This window comes from Ramlibacter monticola (genome assembly GCF_016722785.1).
Taxonomy (GTDB): domain Bacteria; phylum Pseudomonadota; class Gammaproteobacteria; order Burkholderiales; family Burkholderiaceae_C; genus Ramlibacter; species Ramlibacter monticola.
In genome coordinates this window covers 232,490-250,125 of the sequence record NZ_JAEQNE010000008.1, presented here as the reverse complement: position 1 = coordinate 250,125, position 17,636 = coordinate 232,490, and the positions used below count along the sequence as shown (strand labels likewise).

The following is a 17,636-nucleotide window of genomic DNA, read 5'->3' as shown; positions in this document are numbered from 1 at the left end:
TCTTGTTATTCCGCCAGGCGGCGCTCGCGCACCGTCAGCCAGGCGCCGGCGGCGCCGCAGACCGCGATCATGCCCATTCCGGCGAGCGACAGCCGGTCCGGCAGGTGCGAGAACACGATCATGCCACCCAGCATGGCGAAGCCGATCTGGGTGTAGAGATAAGGCGTGAGCGTCGCCGCCGGGGCGCGGTAGTAGGCCAGGATCAGCATGAAGTGGCCCACGCTGGCCATGAGGCCCATGAAGGCCAGCCCGGCCCACAGCCAGGGGCTCGGCAGGGCGGTCCACACGAACGGCAGGGCCAGCGAGGCGATCAGGGTGCCGGTCCAGCCCGTGTACAGGTGCATCGTCACCGGGTCCTCGGTCTGAGCCAGCTTGCTGGTGAGGACCTGGAAGGCCGAATTGCAGCCCACCAGCGCCAGCGGCAGCAGGCTGCTCCAGCCGAAGTGGCTGGCGCCGGGACGGATGATCACCAGCGTGCCGGCAAAGCCGCCGGCCACCAGCACCCAGCGCAGGGGCGACACGTGCTCCTTCAGCAGGGTGGCGGCGAGCAGGGTGATCACCAGCGGCGTGATCATCACGATCGCGGTGAATTCGCCCACCGGCATGTAGCGCAGGCTCAGGAAGGCGAGCAGGCTGCTGGCGAGCAGCAGCACGCCGCGCACCAGCTGCCAGGCCAGCCGGCGGGTGCGCCAGATCTGCCAGCCGCGCGCGGGCATCATCACCGCGGTGGTGGCGACGGCCTGGAACAGGTAGCGGACCCACAGCGCCATCAGCAGCGGCACCGAGGCGCTGACGTACTTGGTGGTGGTGTCGAGCGCGGCGAAGCAGGCGCTGGCGCCGACGGTGAGGGCGATGCCGGCGAGCGCGTTCGGCCGGCGCAGCGCGAGGGCCGCGGACGCGGCGCTCACTGGATGCGGTCGGCCAGCAGGTCCCACACCGGCGTCAGTTCCGCCGGCAGGAAGGGCAGCTGGCCCAGGTCGGTGTGGCTTTCGCCGGGGCTGTGGAAGTCGCTGCCGCGCGAGGCGGCCAGCCCGAATTCGCGGGCGGTGTCGGCGTACCTGGCGTATTCGGCCACCGTGTGGCTGCCGGTCACGACTTCGACGGCGCGGCCGCCGTGCGCCTTGAATTCCGTGAACAGGGCGTATTCCTCGTTGGCCGTGAACTTGTAGCGCGCGGGGTGGGCGATGACGGCGACGCCGCCGGCCTCGCGGATCCAGCGCACCGCATCCTTCAGGGCGGCCCAGCGGTGCGGCACGTAGCCCGGCTTGCCTTCGGTGAGGTAGCGGCGGAACACCTCCGCGGTGTCCTTGCACACGCCGGTCTCGACCAGGTAGCGGGCGAAATGCGTGCGCGAGATCAGCGCCGGGTTGCCGACGTACTTCAGCGCGCCTTCATAGGTGCCCGGGATGCCGGCCGTGGCCAGTCCGGCCGCGATCTCCCGCGCCCGGCCGCCGCGGCCGCCGCGGGTCTGCTCCAGGCCCTGCCGCATGCCCTCGTCGGCAGGGTCGAAGCCGAGGCCGACGATGTGCACCGTCTCCCCGGCGAAGGTGACGGAAATCTCGGTCCCCGTGAGGTAGCGCAGGCCCTGCGCCCGGGCCGCGGCGGCGGCGCGGTGCTGGCCGCCGATCTCGTCGTGGTCGGTCAGCGACCAGAGCTCGACGCCGTTGGACGCCGCCCGCGCGGCCAGTTCCTCGGGCGTGAGGGTGCCGTCGGAAACCACGGAATGGCAGTGCAGGTCGGCATTGAGGATGGACACAACTTGATTCTAGGGGCCGACCCGCAGTCGTGCAGGCCGCGGGCCATTCAGTTCAGGGCGCCGGCTTCCTTGCGGATGTCGTGCCGCGTCTCCAGGGCGCACGCGATCGCGATTTCCAGCCCGCGCACGATCTCGTCCAGCCGCATCGAGGGCTGGCCCTGCTCCGGCAGGAAGGGCACGTGGACCAGCCCGCCGCGCACGCCACGCCATTCCGGCGTTCTCAGCAGGTGCATCAATCCGTAAAAGGTGTTGTTGCAGACGAAGGTGCCGGCGGTCTGCGAGACCTCGGCGCGCACACCGGCATCCAGCAGGCTCTTCAGCATCGCCTTGATCGGCAGGGAGCTGAAGTAAGCTGCCGGTCCGTCCGGCACGACCGGTGTGTCGATGGGCCTGGCGCCGGCGTTGTCCGGGATGCGGGCGTCGTTCACGTTGATGGCCACGCGCTCGAGGGAGATCGCGCCGCGGCCGCCGGCCTGGCCCGTGCAGAGCACGAGGCGGGGGCGGTGCTGGCGCATCAGTTCCTCGAGCCGGCGGATCGCGCCGCCGAACACGGTGGGCAACTCGCCGCCGACGATGCGGTGCCCGGCGATTTCGCGGCCATGCAGGGCGGCCACCGCCTGCCAGCTCGGGTTGACTTCGCTCCCCCCGAAGGGGTCGAAGCCGGTCACCAATACGGACGAAGGACTACGTGCGGCCGTGCTTCCGGTGGATAGCATGGGATCACTCTACAGCAGGAGGCGGATATGCGCTGGGAAGGCAATCGCGAGTCATCCAACGTCGAGGACGCGCGCAGCGGCGGAGGCGGGGGCGGCGGCTTCGGCATCGGCGGCGGCACGATCGGCATCGGCACCATCGTGATCGCGCTCGTGGGCGGCGCCCTGCTGGGCGTCAATCCGCTCACGCTCCTGAGCATGTTGACCGGCGGCGGTGGCGGCGCGCCCCCGGCGCAGACCGGGCCCGCACCGGCGCCGCCCGCCAACGACCAGATGGCGAAGTTCGTGTCCACCGTGCTGGCCGACACCGAGGACGTGTGGACCGACCTGTTCCGCCAGGGTGGCGCCACCTACAAGCAGCCCAAGCTGGTGCTGTTCCGCGGCTCCGTGCGCACGGCCTGCGGGGCCGGCCAGGCCGCCATGGGCCCGTTCTACTGCCCGACCGACCAGAAGGTCTACATCGACCTCAGCTTCTACGAGACGATGAAGAACCGGCTGGGTGCGCCCGGCGATTTCGCGCAGGCGTACGTGATCGCGCACGAGGTCGGCCACCACGTGCAGCAGGAACTGGGCATCAGCGAGCAGGTGGAACGGGCCCGCGCCCGGTCCTCGCAGGCCCAGGCCAACGCGATGAGCGTGCGGCTGGAGTTGCAGGCGGACTGCTTCGCCGGCGTCTGGGCGAACCATGCCCAGAAGGCCCGCAACATCCTGGAACAGGGCGACATCGAGGAGGCCATGAACGCGGCCCAGAAGATCGGCGACGATGCCCTGCAGCAGTCGGCGGGCCGCGCGGTGGTGCCCGAAAGCTTCACCCACGGCACCAGCGCGCAGCGCCAGCGCTGGTTCACGACCGGCATCCAGAGCGGCAGTGTCAAGGCCTGCGATACCTTCAGTGCGCGCACTCTTTGAGCAGGGTCGAGCTCGGATTTGGCGGAAATGAGACAATAGCAGGTTAATGTCCGAATCCGCCTTTTCCAAACTGAACCTGGCTGAGCCGCTCGCAAGGGCCGTCGCCGAGATGGGCTACGAGAGCATGACGCCGATCCAGGCGCAGGCGATCCCCGTGGTGCTGGCCGGCCGCGACGTGATGGGCGCCGCCCAGACCGGCACCGGCAAGACGGCCGCCTTCTCGCTGCCCCTGCTGCAGCGGATGCTGAAGCACGAGAACGCCTCGACCTCGCCGGCCCGCCACCCGGTGCGGGCGCTGGTGCTGCTGCCCACGCGCGAACTGGCCGACCAGGTCGCGCAGCAGGTCAAGCTCTATTCCAAGTACACCAACCTGCGCAGCGCGGTGGTGTTCGGCGGCATGGACATGAAGCCGCAGACGGCGGAACTGAAGCGCGGCGTGGAAGTGCTCGTCGCCACGCCGGGCCGCCTGCTGGATCACATCGAAGCCAAGAACGCCGTCCTGAACCAGGTCGAGTACGTGGTGCTCGACGAGGCCGACCGCATGCTGGACATCGGCTTCCTGCCGGACCTGCAGCGCATCCTGTCGTACCTGCCCAAGCAGCGCACGACCCTGCTGTTCTCGGCCACCTTCTCGCCGGAGATCAAGCGGCTGGCCAACAGCTACCTGCAGGAACCGGTGGTGATCGAGGTGTCGAAGCCGAACACGACCGCTTCGACCGTCGAACAGCATTTCTTCAGCGTGCCGGAAGACGACAAGCGCCGGGCTCTGCGGCAGATCGTGCGCCAGCGCGGGATCACGCAGGCCTTCGTGTTCGTCAACAGCAAGCTCGGTTGCGCGCGCCTCGCGCGGGCGCTGGAGCGCGACGGCCTCAAGGCCGTGGCCATGCACGGCGACAAGAGCCAGGACGAACGCTTGAAGGCGCTCGACGCCTTCAAGCGCGGCGAGGTCGACCTGCTGGTGGCCACCGACGTCGCGGCCCGCGGGCTGGACATCAAGGACGTGCCGGCGGTGTTCAACTTCGACGTGCCCTTCAACCCCGAGGACTACATCCACCGCATCGGCCGCACCGGCCGCGCGGGAGCGTCGGGGCTGGCGGTCACGCTGGTGTCGCCGGGCGACAACCGCCTGGTCGCCGATGTCGAGAAGCTCCTGAAGCGCAAGCTGGAGATCGAGCCGCTGGAGTACGACGAAGACCGTCCGCGCGGCCGCATCAACGACGGCCGCCGCACCTGGCGGCAGCAGGGCGACGAAGACGACCGCCGCGAGCGCTACGAGGAGCGCCGGCGCGAGCCGCGCCAGGCCGCGGCGTCCGCGGACCCCTTCTTCGACCAGCCCTACCAGGCCCCCCAGCGCGAGGAAGCGGCGGCATGGGAAGCCAGCACCGCCGCCAAGCCGGCGGGAAACCGGATCTCGGCGAACATCAAGCCGAAGAGGAAGGTGGCGGCGCTGTTCAAGGCGGAGCAGTGAGCTTTGCGGGCGGTAGGGGCGGGCACTTCAACAGCCTTTAACGCAAAAGCCGCGAAAGCAGCGCAAAAGCCGCGAAAGGAACATCCTTCCATGGATGTCCTTTTGCGGCTTTTGCTTCCTTCCTTTCGCGGCTTTTGCGTTAATGGCTGTTCATCGCGCGTCACTCAGTCCACAGCCCCCGGCACCTGCGCCTGCTCGCACTGCTCCTGTATGAGCTCGTGCGCGCCCGCGCCGCTTTCGTCCAGGCGCAAGGCGCTCAGGCAGCCTCCCCACACGCAGCCCGTGTCCAGCGAGATGATGTCCGGCCGCCGGATGTAGCCCAGCGTCGACCAGTGCCCGAAGGCGATGCAGGTGCCCGCGCTGCGGCGGTCCGGCACGTCGAACCAGGCGAGCATGCCGGGCGGCGCCTTGTCCAGGCCGCCGGACGCCTTCATGTCCATCACGCCCTCCGGCGTGCAGAAGCGCAGGCGCGTGAGCGCGTTCACGATCACCCGCAGGCGGTCCGCGCCGGCGAGGCCGTCCTCCCAGTGGTCCGGCTGGTTGCCCCACATCCGCGCCAGGAAGGCGTCGGGGTCCGGGCCGCGCAGCACCGCTTCCACTTCGGCGGCCAGCGCCAGGGCCTGCGCCAGGTCCCAGGGCGGCAGCACGCCGCCATGCACCATCAGCACGCCGTGGGCATGGAGTGCCAGCGAGCGGTGCCGCAACCAATCGAGCATGGCCTCGCGATCGTCCGCCTGCAGGATCCCGTCCATCGTGTCGTTGCGGTGCGGCGCGCGGTGGCCATGCGCCACCGCCAGCAGGCTCAGGTCGTGGTTGCCGAGAAGGCAGCGCGCGGCATCGCCGTGGGCCATGAGGCGCCGCAGCACGGCGGCCGAGTCCGGCCCCCGGTTCACGAGGTCGCCCAGCAGGTAGAGCGTGTCGCGGCTCGGCGAGAAGGCGATCTTCTCCAGCAGCCGTCCCAGCGGCGCGTCGCAGCCCTGGATGTCGCCGATCAGATAGTGGGCCATGACTGCATCCGTTGCGAGCGGTAGGGCGTGCTGGAACGCTTCACGCGGCGGGCCCAGGCCGGCTGGTAGATCTCCAGCATGCGCTCCACCGAGCGCAGCGCCAGCGGCGTGGCCAGCACCGGTCCCAGGATGATCCGGCGCACCATCTGCTGCAGGCTGCTCCCCAGGTGCGCGGCGCCGAGGGCGTTGGGCGTGAAGCGCAGGCGCGGCTCGATGCCGCGCGGCCCGATCGCGTAATGCAGCTGTTGCGTGAACAGCCCCTGCCGGTCGCGTTCGCGCAGGTACACCAGGCGCCACTCGCGTTCCTCGTGGAAGCCGCGGTGCTTGGTGAACAGGGCGAACAGCTTGATGCGCTCGAACAGCGACGCGGCAGCCGCCTCCATGCCGCCCACCGGCCCGCCGGCGTGCCGCAGGGCATCGGCGAAGCCCTGCAGCTTGCGCTCCATCCAGGCTTCGCTTTCCTCGTACGAGAGGTACTGGACCTGGTGCACCAGCAGCGGCGAATCGGCCGCGAGCAGCGGCTGCAGGTCGAACACGATGGCCACGCCGTTGCCGTCGCCGCCGTAGCCGCGCCACATCGACAGCAGGCCGTCGTCGCCGATGGCGTCGTCGTGGTGGGAGCAGCTGAAGACATAGACGTCGAAGGCCGACTCGCTGTCGAAGGCGGTGAAGAGCGCATCGAAGGCGTCGAGCAGCGCGTTGTAGTGCGCCGGCGGGCAGGCCTCCCGCAGCCCGGTGTGGCTGCGCACGGCGTGCAGCCCCAGGTTCATGCCGTAGCGCAACTCGTCCACGTCGTTCATGTAGAGCGGGTTGGAGAACCAGATCTCGCCCGTCTGCGCGATGCGCTCCAGCGTCAGGATCGAGGTGTAGTGCGCCAGCAGCGGGAGCTGGTCGGCGCGGGGCTGGGCCTGCATGTCGGCCCACAGCGCGTCGTCCAGTTCGGGTGTGGTCGGGGTTGGGGGCATCCGGCGGCAGGGCCGCGCGGCAGGCCCGCCCGGCTCCTTGCAGTAAAGTGCAACGATGGAATTTTGTCCTGATTCATGGATTTCCTGCTGATCGCGCTGCTCACCTTGCTGAACGGCCTGTTCGCCATGTCCGAAATGGCGCTGGCCTCCAGCCGCAAGGCCCGGTTGGTGGCGATGGCCGAAGCCGGCGACGGGGGGGCGAACGCGGCGCTGAAGCTGATGGAGCAGCCGACGCGGTTCCTGTCGACCGTGCAGGTCGGCATCACCTCGATCGGCGTCATCAACGGCATCATCGGCGAGGCCGCCTTCAGCGACGACCTCGCCCACTGGCTGGCCGGCTGGGGCATCCCGCAGCGGCCGTCGGCCATCGCCGCGACGGCGATCGTGGTGGCCATCATCACCTACGTCACGATCATCTTCGGCGAGCTGGTGCCCAAGCGCATCGGCCAGCTCTACCCCGAGCCGGTGTCGCGCTGGGCGGCGCGGCCGATGCGCTGGCTGTCCCAGGCGGCAGGGCCCTTCGTGAAGCTGCTGTCCGGGTCGACCCAGGCGGTGCTGAAGCTGCTGGCCATCGACACGACCACCCCCCGCGGCATGACGGAGGAGGAGATCGCCCACAGCCTGGAAGAAGGCGTCGATGCCGGCGTGATCGAGCAGCACGAGCACCAGATGGTGCGCAACGTGTTCCACCTCGACGACCGGGCGCTCACCTCCATGATGGTTCCGCGCTCGGACCTGGTCTGGCTCGACGCCTCCACCAGCGTGCGCGAGGCGCTGCGGCGGGCCGGCGAGGGCGAGGCCCACTCCTGGTACCCCGTGTGCCGCGGTTCGCTGGACGACGTGCTGGGCGTGATCAGCGTGTCGCGCCTGATCTCGCTCGGCCCCGCGCACGAGGGGCCGGTGGAGCCGCACGTGGTGCCGGCGCTGTTCGTGCCGGAAACGCTCAGCGGCATGGAGCTGCTGGAGCAGTTCCGCAGCGAGGCCGCGCGCATCGTCTTCGTGGTGGACGAGTACGGCGTCGTGCAGGGCCTGATCACCCCGCACGACCTGCTGGAGGCGATCACCGGCGAGCTGCAGCCCCGCGAGCACACCGAGGCCTGGGCGACGCGGTGCGACGACGGCTCCTGGCTGCTGGACGGACTGATGCCGGTCTCGGAGCTGAAGGCAAGGCTGGAAATCCGGGGCTTGCCGGAAGAGGAAAAGGGACGCTACAACACGCTGGCCGGGCTTTTGATGTCCGTTTCCGGGCACTTGCCCCGGCCTGGCGAGAGAATCGACTGCGGCGACTGGTTGTTCGAGGTCGTGGACCTGGACGGCCGCCGGATCGACAAGGTGCGGGCGGTCGCCGTGCACCAGCCCGCGGAAGCGCAACACTGAGGAAAGAGGAGAAGAGTTCCATGTCGCAGCAGATGTATTACGAGAAGCCGGCATTGCTGGATCGCGAGAAGCACCGGACGCGCCGCGTGAAGCCCACCGGGGGCTTCGCCTTCGCGCGCAAGTCCAACTCGCTGTACCTGGCCGGGGCCGAGTTCAACGAGGCCGCCAAGGAGTACGCGATCGTCTTCACGCGCTCGCCCAATGGCAAGGTGGTGCCGGTCGCCGTGCTGGGCCTGCGCGACCAGGAGAACCTGTTCGTGGACGCGCAGGACCGCTGGCTGGCGCGCTACCTGCCCGCCTTCGTGCGCCGCTATCCCTTCGTGCTGGCCGAAGTGCCGGGGCAGTCGCTGGCGGTCTGCATCGACGAGGCCTATCCCGGCCTGAGCGACACCGAGGGCGAGCCCCTGTTCGACGACAAGGGGCAGGAGACGCCCTTCCTCAAGCAGGCCCTGGAGTTCCTCACCCAGTACCAGCGCGAGTACCTGCGCACCGAGGCCTTCTGCAAGCGGCTGCAGGACAACGGCCTGCTGAAGGAGACCAACGCGCGCGCCAACCTGCGCGACGGCCGCAGCTTCACGCTCAACGGCCTGCTGGTGGTCGACGAGAAGAAGCTGCTGGAACTGCCGGACGCCACCGCGCTGACCATGTTCCGCAACGGCGAGATGCACATGGTCTCGCTGCACATGGCGTCGCTGTCGAACATCCAGCTGCTGGCCGACCGCCTCGCCCAGCGCGGCGACGCGGCGCCCGCCGCGCCGGCCGCGGCCTAGCCGCGGATCGTTGCGAGCCCGAGCACCGTCAGCACCAGCGATCCCGCCAGGTGCGTGACGGCGACCAGGATCGCCCAGCCGTGCCGGCCCTGGGTCAGGTGCATGACGACTTCGGCCGAGAAGGTCGAGAACGTCGTGAGGCCGCCCAGCAGGCCGGTGACGAGGAACAGGCGCACCTGCGGCGGCAGTTCCGGATGCTGCCCCAGCCACCCCAGCACCAGGCCGATGGCATAGCCCCCGATCAGGTTGGCCGCCAGGGTGCCGAGCGGCAGGGAAGGCAGCAGGTGATTGAGCTGCAGGCCGAGCACCCAGCGCAGCAAGGCGCCGAGGGACGCGCCGGCGCAGATCGCGCCCACCGACAGCAGAAGCCCGGCGCCGCTCAAGGCGCCGGATCCGTGGGGATGCGGTAGCCGACCCCGCGGACGGTCTGGATCAGCTCGTCGCCCAGCTTCTTGCGCAGGTGGTGCACGTGCACTTCCACGGCGCCGCCGTCGCCGACACGGTTGCCGGTGCGTTCCTGGATCTCGGCGCGGCTCAGCGGGCGCGGCCGGTCTTCCAGCAGCGCCAGCAGCACCGCGAACTCCTGCTCGGTCAGCTCCACGGCCTGGCCGGCGCGCTGCACGAAGCGGCTGTTCGGGTCCAGCACCAGGTCCTTGTGGGCGATCTGGCCGGCCGACAGGGTGGTGCGCCGCCGCAGCAGGGCGCGCAGGACGGCCGCCACCTCTTCCAGGTGCACGGGCTTGATCACGTAGCCGTCGGCGCCGAGGTCCAGCGCGGTCAGGCGCGAACGCAACTGGGAACGCGCCGAGATCACGAGCACTGGGGTCTTGGCGTCCGGCAACTCACCGGCCGACGAACGGCGCAGCTTCTGCAGCAGGTCCGTGCCGTCGCCGTCAGGTAGACCGAGGTCCAGCAGGACGGAATCGAAGGGCGTGGCGCGAAGCGCTTCCCAGGCCGTGGCCAGGTCGCCGCAGACGTGGTGTTCCCAGCCCTGGCGCCGCACGACGGCGGCCAGGGTGGCGGAAGTGGTGGGATCGTCGTCGATGATGAGGACGCGTGTCATGGCGGACGGGCAGTGCCCGGATTGTGCATGACACGCGTGCGGGCGGACGGTCCGGCCTGCGGGCGGACCTCGCCGGCGGACCGGCGTCAGGCGGTCAGGTCGGGCTTCAGCTCCCGCACCGGGATGATGCCTTGGTCGCCGTCTTCGTAGACGAGGTGGGCGACGTTGCCCATGATGCGCCAGCAGGCGGTGTAGCGCTGGCCCTGGAACACGGCCGAGGCAGCCTTGTACTCGGCGACGGTGGCGGGCTCCAGGCGACGCAGCACCAGTTCGCTGTTGCAGGCGTTCTCGGACAGGCGCACCGAGTCGTCGCCCTGGCGGGCGATGAGCTCCTGGGCGAAGGTGGGAAGGGCGAAGGCGGCGGCGGCGGCGCAGAGCAGGACGGTCTTGATCACGTTGTTCTCCCGGAACGTAAGCGCATCTGCAGGCGACGGAAATGAAGACTGGAGGTCTGCGCTGGTGGGGAGCATGGTCAGGTCCGCCGGGCCAACGCCGTGTAGGACCGGCGCAGCGGCACCCGTCCGCCAACTGCGCCGAAGGGTTGAGGCGTACGGGAGGGCGCCGGGGCGCTGTCGTCCTGCTTCGCCTCAGCCGTCACGCCTAGGGAGCCGCGCCCGCAAGCGCGCCGCGCCGGATCTGGTCGCGCTCCAGCGACTCGAACAGCGCCTTGAAGTTGCCTTCCCCGAAACCCTCATCGCCCTGGCGCTGGATGAACTCGAAGAAGACCGGACCCAGCAGCGTCTCGGAGAAGATCTGCAGCAGCAGGCGCTTCTTCCCCCCTTCGGTGGACCCGTCCAGCAGGATGCCGCGCGCCTGCAGTTCGCCCACGGGCTGGCCGTGGCCGGGCAGGCGCTCCTCCAGCATCTCGTAGTAGACGTCGTTGGGCGCCGTCATCAGCGGGATCCCGTTCATCTGCAGCTGGTCCACCGTGGCGAGGAGGTCGTCGGTGAGCAGCGCCACGTGCTGGATGCCCTCGCCGTTGAATTTCATGAGGAACTCCTCGATCTGGCCGGAGCCCCGGGAGGATTCCTCGTTCAGCGGGATGCGGATGCGGCCGTCCGGCGCCGTCATGGCCTTGGAGGTCAGGCCCGTGTATTCGCCCTGGATGTCGAAGTAGCGGATCTCGCGGAAGTTGAACAGCTTCTCGTAGAAGCCGCCCCAGAAGGCCATGCGGCCGCGGTAGACGTTGTGGGTCAGGTGGTCCAGCAGCTTGAGCCCGACGCCTTTCGGATGGCGGTCCACGCCCTCGATGAACTCGAAGTCGATGTCGTAGATCGACTTGCCGTCCTCGAAGCGGTCGATCAGGTACAGCGGCGCGCCGCCGATGCCCTTGATCGCGGGCAGGCGCAATTCCATGGGGCCGGTCGGGATGTCGATCGGCTGCGCGCCCAGGTCCAGCGCGCGGTAATACGCCCGGTGCGCGTCGCGCACCCGGAACGCCAGGCCGCAGGCGGACGGTCCGTGTTCGGCGGCGAAGTAGGCGGCCTGCGACTTCGGCTCGCGGTTGACGATGAAATTGATCTCGCCCTGGCGGTACAGCAGCACGTCCTTGGAACGGTGCTTGGCGACCAGGGTGAAGCCCATCTTCTCGAACAGCGCCTCGAGCTGGCCGGGGGTGGGGGAGGCGAACTCGACGAACTCGAAGCCCATCAGGCCCATGGGGTTGTCGAACAGATCAGCCATTGCGAACTCCTGCGGGGAAAGGGAAACGACGATGAAAGGCACCGGCGGGGCCGGCAGGGGCGTCGTCAGGCAGGAGGCGCGCCCGGCACCCCGCGCACGCTGCGCGCGAGGTGGTCTCCGATGAAAAGGGCGAAGCCGGGCATGTCGCCCGATTGTGCCGCAGCCGACGCTGACGTGCGTCAATCCCCCTGCGGCCCGGCCGCCGTATCGTCGGGTGGTCATGGTTTACCCCCGCTTCACCCTCGCCACCTGGAAGCGCCTGCAGGACGACGTGCAGGGTCTGCTCACGGGCACCCTGTTCGTGGCGCTGGGCGTCTTCCTCATGAAGTCCGCCGGCCTGGTGCCGGGCGGCCTGGTCGGCCTGGCCCTGCTGCTGCACTACGGCACCGGCCTGGACCTCGGCGCGATCCTGTTCCTGGTCAATCTTCCGTTCTACCTGCTGGCGTGGACCCGCATGGGGCGGGCCTTCACCGTCCGCACCGCCATCGCGGTGAGCCTGCTGTCGCTGCTGTCCTGGTGGCTGCCGCGCGCAGTGGCGCTGCAGCAGATCGATGGCGCGCTGGCGGCGGTGCTGGGCGGCCTGCTGTGCGGCGCGGGCATGCTGATCATCTTCCGCCACCGCGCCAGCCTCGGCGGCCTCAACGTGCTGGTGCTGCGCCTGCAGGACCGCTTCGGCTGGCCCCCCGGCAAGACCCAGATGGCGATCGACGCGCTGATCGTGCTGGGCGGCGGCTGGTACGTGGGCGACGCGCACCGGCTGGCGCTGTCGATCCTCGCGGTGGTGGCGCTGAACCTGGCACTGGTCTACAACCACCGGCCGGGGTGCTACCAGCCGGTGTGAACCCGCGGACCGCTGCGCGGCGGGGCTGCGGTTAGCATTCCCCGATGCGGATCCTGCTGGTCGAAGACGACAAGGTGCTGGCCGACGCGCTCTCTCGCGCGCTGGTGCAGTCCGCCCACGCCGTGGACATCGTGTCCACCGGCGAGGAAGCCGATCACGCGCTCACGCTGGCGATCTACGACCTGGCCATCCTCGACATCGGCCTGCCCGGGCTCAGCGGCCTCGAGGTGCTGAAGCGCCTGCGCGGGCGCAAGTCCACCATCCCGGTGCTGATGCTCACCGCCTTCGACACGATGGAGGACCAGGTGCGCGGGCTGGACCTCGGCGCCGACGACTACCTGTCCAAGCCCTTCGACCTGCCGGTGCTGGAGGCGCGGGTGCGCGCCCTGCTGCGCCGCGGCACGCAGTCGACCCCCTACCTCGAACACGGCCTGCTGCGCTTCGACACGGTCGGCCGGCGCGTGTTCTACGACAAGAAGCCCCTGGAGCTCTCGCCGCGCGAGCTGGCGGTGCTCGAACTGCTGCTGATGCGCGAAGGCCGGGTGGTCAGCAAGGAGCAGATGGTCAACCACCTGTATGGCTGGGGCGACGAGGTCGGCGCCAACGCCATCGAGGTCTACGTGTACCGGCTGCGCAAGAAGCTGGAGCCCCTGGGCTGCGAGATCCGGACGGTGCGCGGCATGGGCTACCTCATGGACCGCGAGCATGCGGAAGACTGAGCCCCGCCTGCAGCGCAAGCTGCTGGCCTGGTTGCTGGGCCCGCTGCTGGTGCTGCTGGTGCTCGATGCCGTGGCGGCCTACTGGACGTCGCAGCGCTTCGCCAATCTCGCCTACGACCGGGCCCTGCACGAGATCGCGCGCGAGATCGTGCTGCACGCCAGGCCCGGCACGCCGCACCCGCGCCTGGAGCTGTCGGAGGCCGCGGCCTCCATCCTGCTGATGGACGCGCAGGACCACCTCTACTACCGCGTCGACGCGGGCGACGGCACGGTCCTGGGCGGCGACGCCTCGCTGCCGAAGGCGTCTCTGCCGGCCCGCGGGACGGAGCCGCTGTTCTACCAGGAGACGGTCCACGGCCAGCCGGTGCGCATGATCGCCGCGCGCATGCCGGTGGACGAAGCCGCCGGCGCGCCGCTGGTGCAGGTGCAGGTGGCCGAGACGCTGAACAAGCGCACCCGGCTGGCGCTGGAGATGATGGCCAACGTGGTGCTGCCGCAGCTGCTGCTGATCGTGGCGGCGACGGTGCTGGTGTGGTTCGGCGTCTCGCGCGGTCTGGAGCCGCTGCAGCGGCTGCGCAATGCGGTGTCCAACCGCTCGCACCTGGACCTGAGCCCCATCGACACCCACGACGTCCCGGGCGAGGTGCGGCCGCTGGTGGACGAGGTCAACGAGCTCATGGCCCGCCTGGGCAGGACCTTCGATTTCCAGAACCGCTTCGTGGCCGATGCCGCCCACCAGCTCAAGACGCCGGTCAGCGGCCTGAAGGCGCAGATCGAGCTCGCGCTGCGCGAGAACGACCCCGAGCGCGTGCGCCATTCGCTGGCGCAGCTCTATATCAGCGCGGACCGGCTGTCGCGCCTGGTGCGGCAGCTGCTTTCGCTGGCCCGCAACGAGCCCGGCGCGCTGGAATCCGTGCAGCTGCAGCCGCTGGACCTGAACGCCTTCGCGCTGGAGGTCAGCATGGACTGGGTGCCGCACGCGCTCAAGCGCCAGATCGACCTGGGCTTCGACGGCATCGAGCAGCCCCTGATGATTGCCGCCGACGGCGACCGGCTGCGCGAGTTGATCAACAATCTGATCGACAACGCGATCCGCTACAGCCACGAGGGCGGCCGCGTGACCGTGGGCACCTCGCGCACCGCGGAGGGCCTGTGCAAGCTGGCGATCAGCGACGACGGGCCCAGCATCCCGGTGGCCGAGCGCAAGAGGATCTTCGAGCGCTTCCACCGCCTGCTCGGAACCCAGCAGGACGGCAGCGGCCTCGGCCTGGCGATCGTCAGCGAGATCGCCATCCTGCACGGCGCGCGCATCACGCTGGAGGAGGACGTGGACGGGATCGGCAACACCTTCAGCGTCCTGTTCCAGCCCGGCGCAGGCACGACCCCGCAGGACGCCATCGGCTCGCTCGAGCGCACAAGCTGACTGGCGAGTCAGCCTCTGTAAGCGGGCTGAAAGCTGAAAGACAAGATCCTGACAGCGCAGCTCCAAGGTGCTGTCAGCGCGGCCCCTTAGCCTCCGGGAATCGGATCACGCCCGTGGTCCGTACAAATTTCCAGGAGACACAATGGCCCTCTTGACCAGCCCGGAGTTCTGGGTTGCCCTGTTCCAGATCATCCTCATCAACATCGTCCTGTCCGGCGACAACGCGGTCGTGATCGCGCTGGCCTGCCGTTCGCTGCCGCCCCAGCAGCAGAGGAACGCGATCATCTTCGGTAGCGTCGGCGCGATCGTGCTGCGCGTGATCCTGACCTTCTTCGCGGTCTACCTGCTCAGCCTGCCCTACCTGAAGCTGATCGGCGCGGCGCTGCTGCTGTGGATCGGCGTCGGCCTGCTGAAGGGCGAAGACGGGGATGAAGACATCGAAGGCAACGCCGGCCTGATGGCGGCGATCAAGACGATCATCATCGCCGACTTGGTGATGAGCCTCGACAACGTCATCGGCGTGGCCGCGGCGGCCAAGGGCAACGTGCCCCTGCTGGTGATCGGCCTCGTGATCAGCATCCCGCTGATCATCTTCGGCAGCACGCTCATCCTGAAGCTGATGAACCGCTTCCCGATCATCATCACCCTCGGCGCCGGCCTGCTGGGCTGGGTGGCCGGCGAGATGACTCTGACGGACCCGGCGATCCACGACTTCGTCGAGAAGCACCACTACCTGCACAACATCCTGCCGGCGCTGGGCGCCATCATCGTGGTGGCCGTGGGCAAGTACCTCGCCAGCCGCGGCGCCTCGGAGGAGGAGCAGGCCGCCGACCAGCCTGCCGCCTGAAGCTGCCATGCGCCAGCTGCTGGTCGCCGTCGATGCCCACAGCCCGGCGCGTACGCGCTCGGCCGTGGAGGAAGCGATGCGGATCTTCCGCAGTGAATTCGTGGGGATCCGCCTGGTGCGCGTGCAGCCCAAGCTGTCCGGGCACGTCGCGATGTTCTTCGGCACCCGCGAACTGCAGCAGCTGCAGCAGGACTCGGGCTGCGAGGAACTCGCCTATGCCCGCTCGCTGCTGGACGCGGAGGGTATCCCCTACACGGCCACCGTGCTGGTGGGCCGCACCGCGGAGACCATCGCGCAGGCCGCGCGGGAGTTCGGTTGCGACCGGATCCTGTTCGGCACCGAGGAGCCCGGCCTGGCCGGCAAGATGTTCGGTTCGCTGGCGCAGCAGGTGCGCCACCTGCTGGGGCCCGGGAAGCAGTACCAGGTGATCGGGTCCTGACCGGATCCGCGCGCAAGAGCAGACGCCCGCATCCGCGGGCGTTTCCTTTTGCGGCAACATGGACCCCCCGCTCACGACCGGAGGAGACCGTGGACACCGCCATCCGCCGCCAGACCCTGGCCGACCTGCTGCGCCGCAGCGCCAAGCGCTTTCCCCACAAGCCCGCGATCCTGTGCGGCGAGACCCGCTGGACCTTCCGCGAGTTCGACGAGATGGCCGACTGGCTGGCTGCCGGCCTCGCGCGCATGGGCGTCGCCAAGGGCGACCGCGTCGCCGTCCTGGCGCGCAACTCGCACGCCTTCGCGGCGCTGCGCTTCGCGCTGGCCCGCCTCGGGGCGGTGCTGGTGCCGATCAACTTCATGCTGAAGGCCGAAGAGGCGGCCTACATCCTGCGCCATGCCGGCGCGGGCGTGCTGGCCACCGACTCCGGCCTGGCGGACCTGGCGCGCGCCGCCGCCGCGCTCGACACCCAGGTGAAGCAGTTCGTGTGGCTGCCCTCCGAGGAAGCCTCCCAGCCCGCGGCCGGCATGACGCGTTTCGACGACCTGGTGCAAACGCGCGAAGCCCCGCCCGAAGTCGAGCTGCACGGCGGCGACCTGGCCCAGGTCGTCTACACCAGCGGAACCGAGTCGATGCCCAAGGGCGCGATGCTGACGCACGACGCCGTGATCTGGCAGTACGCGAGCTGCGCCGTGGACGCCAGCATCGCCGCGACCGACGTCATGCTGCACGCGCTGCCGCTGTACCACTGCGCCCAGCTCGACGTGTTCCTGGGCCCGATGGTCTACGTGGGCGGCACCAGCCTCGTCACGGCCAAGCCGACGCCGGACAACCTGCTGCCCCTGATCGCGAAGCACGGCATCACCTCGTTCTTCGCGCCGCCCACGGTGTGGATCTCGCTGCTGCGCTCGCCCCTGTTCGACGCGACCGACCTGTCCTCGCTGCGCAAGGGCTACTACGGCGCCTCGATCATGCCGGTGGAGGTGCTGCGCGAGTTGGCCCGGCGGCTGCCCGAGGTGCGCTTCTGGAACCTCTATGGCCAGACCGAGATCGCGCCGCTGGCGACCATGCTCGGGCCGGAGGACCAGCTGCGCAAGCCCGGCTCCTGCGGCCGCGCCGTGCTCAATGTCGAAACGCGCGTGGTCGACGAGGCCCTGCGCGACGTGAAGCCGGGCGAGGTGGGCGAGATCGTGCACCGCTCGCCGCACCTCATGCTCGGCTACTTCCACGACGACGAACGCACGCGCGCGGCCTTCGAGGGCGGCTGGTTCCATTCGGGCGACCTCGCCACCATCGACGAGGAGGGCTACATCACCGTCGTCGACCGCAAGAAGGACATGATCAAGACCGGCGGCGAGAACGTGGCCAGCCGCGAGGTCGAGGAGACGATCTACCGCCTGCCGGGCGTGTCCGAGGTCGCGGTGGTGGGCGTGCCGCACCCGCGCTGGGTCGAGGCCGTGCTCGCGGTCGTCGTGCCCAAGGCGGGCCAGGCGCTGACCGAAGCCGAGGTGCTGGCGCACTGCCAGCAGCACCTCGCCGGCTTCAAGACACCCAAGGCGGTCGTGTTCGCGGAAGCCCTGCCGAAGAACCCCAGCGGCAAACTGCTCAAGCGCGAGCTGCGCCAGCGCCACCAGTCGCGCTTCCAGGAGGCTTGAA

Annotated in this window: 19 protein-coding genes; 10 read left to right on the top strand and 9 right to left on the bottom strand. The window is 69.5% G+C overall.

Going from position 1 to position 17,636, the window contains the following annotated elements; translation table 11 throughout:
• Positions 1-5: 5 nt before the first annotated feature.
• The 3 genes from JJ685_RS25610 to pcp are packed head-to-tail and all read right to left on the bottom strand — an operon-like array spanning position 6 to position 2,472.
• Positions 6-908 carry a DMT family transporter gene (locus JJ685_RS25610; RefSeq protein WP_330901844.1) on the bottom strand — a complete coding sequence of 301 codons (903 nt, stop codon included), beginning with the start codon at positions 906-908 and terminating at the stop codon, positions 6-8.
• Entirely contained in the window at positions 905-1,756 is an 852-nt protein-coding gene (locus tag JJ685_RS25605) for a 3',5'-nucleoside bisphosphate phosphatase (RefSeq protein ID WP_201677205.1), read from the bottom strand. Before JJ685_RS25605 ends, JJ685_RS25610 begins: the two co-directional genes overlap by 4 nt.
• Before the next feature lie 47 nt (positions 1,757-1,803).
• The gene (gene pcp, locus JJ685_RS25600; RefSeq protein WP_201677204.1) at positions 1,804-2,472 is read right to left on the bottom strand and encodes a pyroglutamyl-peptidase I; all 669 of its coding nucleotides are present in this window, start codon (positions 2,470-2,472) and stop codon (positions 1,804-1,806) included.
• Positions 2,473-2,499: 27 nt separating this feature from the next.
• Between pcp and ypfJ the strand changes: the two genes are divergently transcribed.
• A complete protein-coding gene (gene ypfJ, locus JJ685_RS25595; protein ID WP_201677203.1) occupies positions 2,500-3,378 on the top strand; it encodes a KPN_02809 family neutral zinc metallopeptidase in 879 nt (292 codons plus the stop codon).
• Between the two features lie 46 nt (positions 3,379-3,424).
• On the top strand, positions 3,425-4,846 hold the full coding sequence (locus tag JJ685_RS25590) for a DEAD/DEAH box helicase (protein ID WP_201677202.1): 1,422 nt from the start codon (positions 3,425-3,427) through the stop codon (positions 4,844-4,846).
• A 164-nt stretch (positions 4,847-5,010) separates the two neighbouring features.
• On the opposite strand, the gene JJ685_RS25585 is transcribed toward JJ685_RS25590, so the two are convergent.
• Together JJ685_RS25585 and JJ685_RS25580 are read right to left on the bottom strand one after the other, a co-directional pair.
• Positions 5,011-5,853, bottom strand: a complete 843-nt coding sequence (locus JJ685_RS25585; protein WP_201677201.1) for a symmetrical bis(5'-nucleosyl)-tetraphosphatase — start codon at positions 5,851-5,853, stop codon at positions 5,011-5,013.
• Entirely contained in the window at positions 5,838-6,818 is a 981-nt protein-coding gene (locus tag JJ685_RS25580; RefSeq protein ID WP_201677200.1) for a DUF2971 domain-containing protein, read from the bottom strand. Before JJ685_RS25580 ends, JJ685_RS25585 begins: the two co-directional genes overlap by 16 nt.
• A 75-nt stretch (positions 6,819-6,893) precedes the next feature.
• On the opposite strand from JJ685_RS25580, the gene JJ685_RS25575 reads away from it, so the two are divergent.
• Positions 6,894-8,195 carry a hemolysin family protein gene (locus JJ685_RS25575; RefSeq protein WP_201677199.1) on the top strand — a complete coding sequence of 434 codons (1,302 nt, stop codon included), beginning with the start codon at positions 6,894-6,896 and terminating at the stop codon, positions 8,193-8,195.
• A 20-nt stretch (positions 8,196-8,215) separates the two neighbouring features.
• Positions 8,216-8,965 carry a SapC family protein gene (locus tag JJ685_RS25570; RefSeq protein WP_201677198.1) on the top strand — a complete coding sequence of 250 codons (750 nt, stop codon included), beginning with the start codon at positions 8,216-8,218 and terminating at the stop codon, positions 8,963-8,965.
• Here the strand turns inward: JJ685_RS25570 and crcB are convergent.
• From crcB to hppD, 4 genes are all read right to left on the bottom strand, one after another.
• Entirely contained in the window at positions 8,962-9,348 is a 387-nt protein-coding gene (gene crcB / locus JJ685_RS25565; RefSeq protein ID WP_201677197.1) for a fluoride efflux transporter CrcB, read from the bottom strand. The two genes, JJ685_RS25570 and crcB, sit on opposite strands and share 4 nt — an antisense overlap.
• Positions 9,345-10,028 (bottom strand): response regulator transcription factor, encoded by a 684-nt coding sequence (locus JJ685_RS25560; RefSeq protein ID WP_201677196.1) that lies wholly within the window; start codon positions 10,026-10,028, stop codon positions 9,345-9,347. Before JJ685_RS25560 ends, crcB begins: the two co-directional genes overlap by 4 nt.
• Before the next feature lie 86 nt (positions 10,029-10,114).
• Positions 10,115-10,423, bottom strand: a complete 309-nt coding sequence (locus tag JJ685_RS25555) for a hypothetical protein (protein ID WP_201677195.1) — start codon at positions 10,421-10,423, stop codon at positions 10,115-10,117.
• A gap of 205 nt (positions 10,424-10,628) precedes the next feature.
• On the bottom strand, positions 10,629-11,711 hold the full coding sequence (gene hppD, locus JJ685_RS25550) for a 4-hydroxyphenylpyruvate dioxygenase (protein ID WP_201677194.1): 1,083 nt from the start codon (positions 11,709-11,711) through the stop codon (positions 10,629-10,631).
• Positions 11,712-11,931: 220 nt separating this feature from the next.
• Here hppD and JJ685_RS25545 point away from each other — a divergent pair, with 220 nt between their 5' ends.
• From JJ685_RS25545 to JJ685_RS25520, 6 genes are all read left to right on the top strand, one after another.
• Positions 11,932-12,552, top strand: coding sequence for a YitT family protein (locus JJ685_RS25545; protein WP_201677193.1), 621 nt, complete (start codon positions 11,932-11,934; stop codon positions 12,550-12,552).
• A gap of 44 nt (positions 12,553-12,596) precedes the next feature.
• Complete coding sequence (locus JJ685_RS25540; protein ID WP_201677192.1) at positions 12,597-13,271, top strand: response regulator transcription factor; 675 nt, start codon at positions 12,597-12,599, stop codon at positions 13,269-13,271.
• Positions 13,258-14,694: a sensor histidine kinase gene (locus JJ685_RS25535; protein ID WP_201677191.1), complete on the top strand. Its 1,437-nt coding sequence runs from the start codon at positions 13,258-13,260 to the stop codon at positions 14,692-14,694. The genes JJ685_RS25540 and JJ685_RS25535 overlap by 14 nt, the downstream gene beginning before the upstream one ends.
• A gap of 142 nt (positions 14,695-14,836) precedes the next feature.
• A complete protein-coding gene (locus JJ685_RS25530) occupies positions 14,837-15,541 on the top strand; it encodes a TerC family protein (protein ID WP_201677190.1) in 705 nt (234 codons plus the stop codon).
• Between the two features lie 7 nt (positions 15,542-15,548).
• On the top strand, positions 15,549-15,980 hold the full coding sequence (locus tag JJ685_RS25525; RefSeq protein WP_201677189.1) for a universal stress protein: 432 nt from the start codon (positions 15,549-15,551) through the stop codon (positions 15,978-15,980).
• Positions 15,981-16,069: 89 nt separating this feature from the next.
• Complete coding sequence (locus JJ685_RS25520) at positions 16,070-17,635, top strand: acyl-CoA synthetase (protein ID WP_201677188.1); 1,566 nt, start codon at positions 16,070-16,072, stop codon at positions 17,633-17,635.
• Position 17,636: the final 1 nt, after the last annotated feature.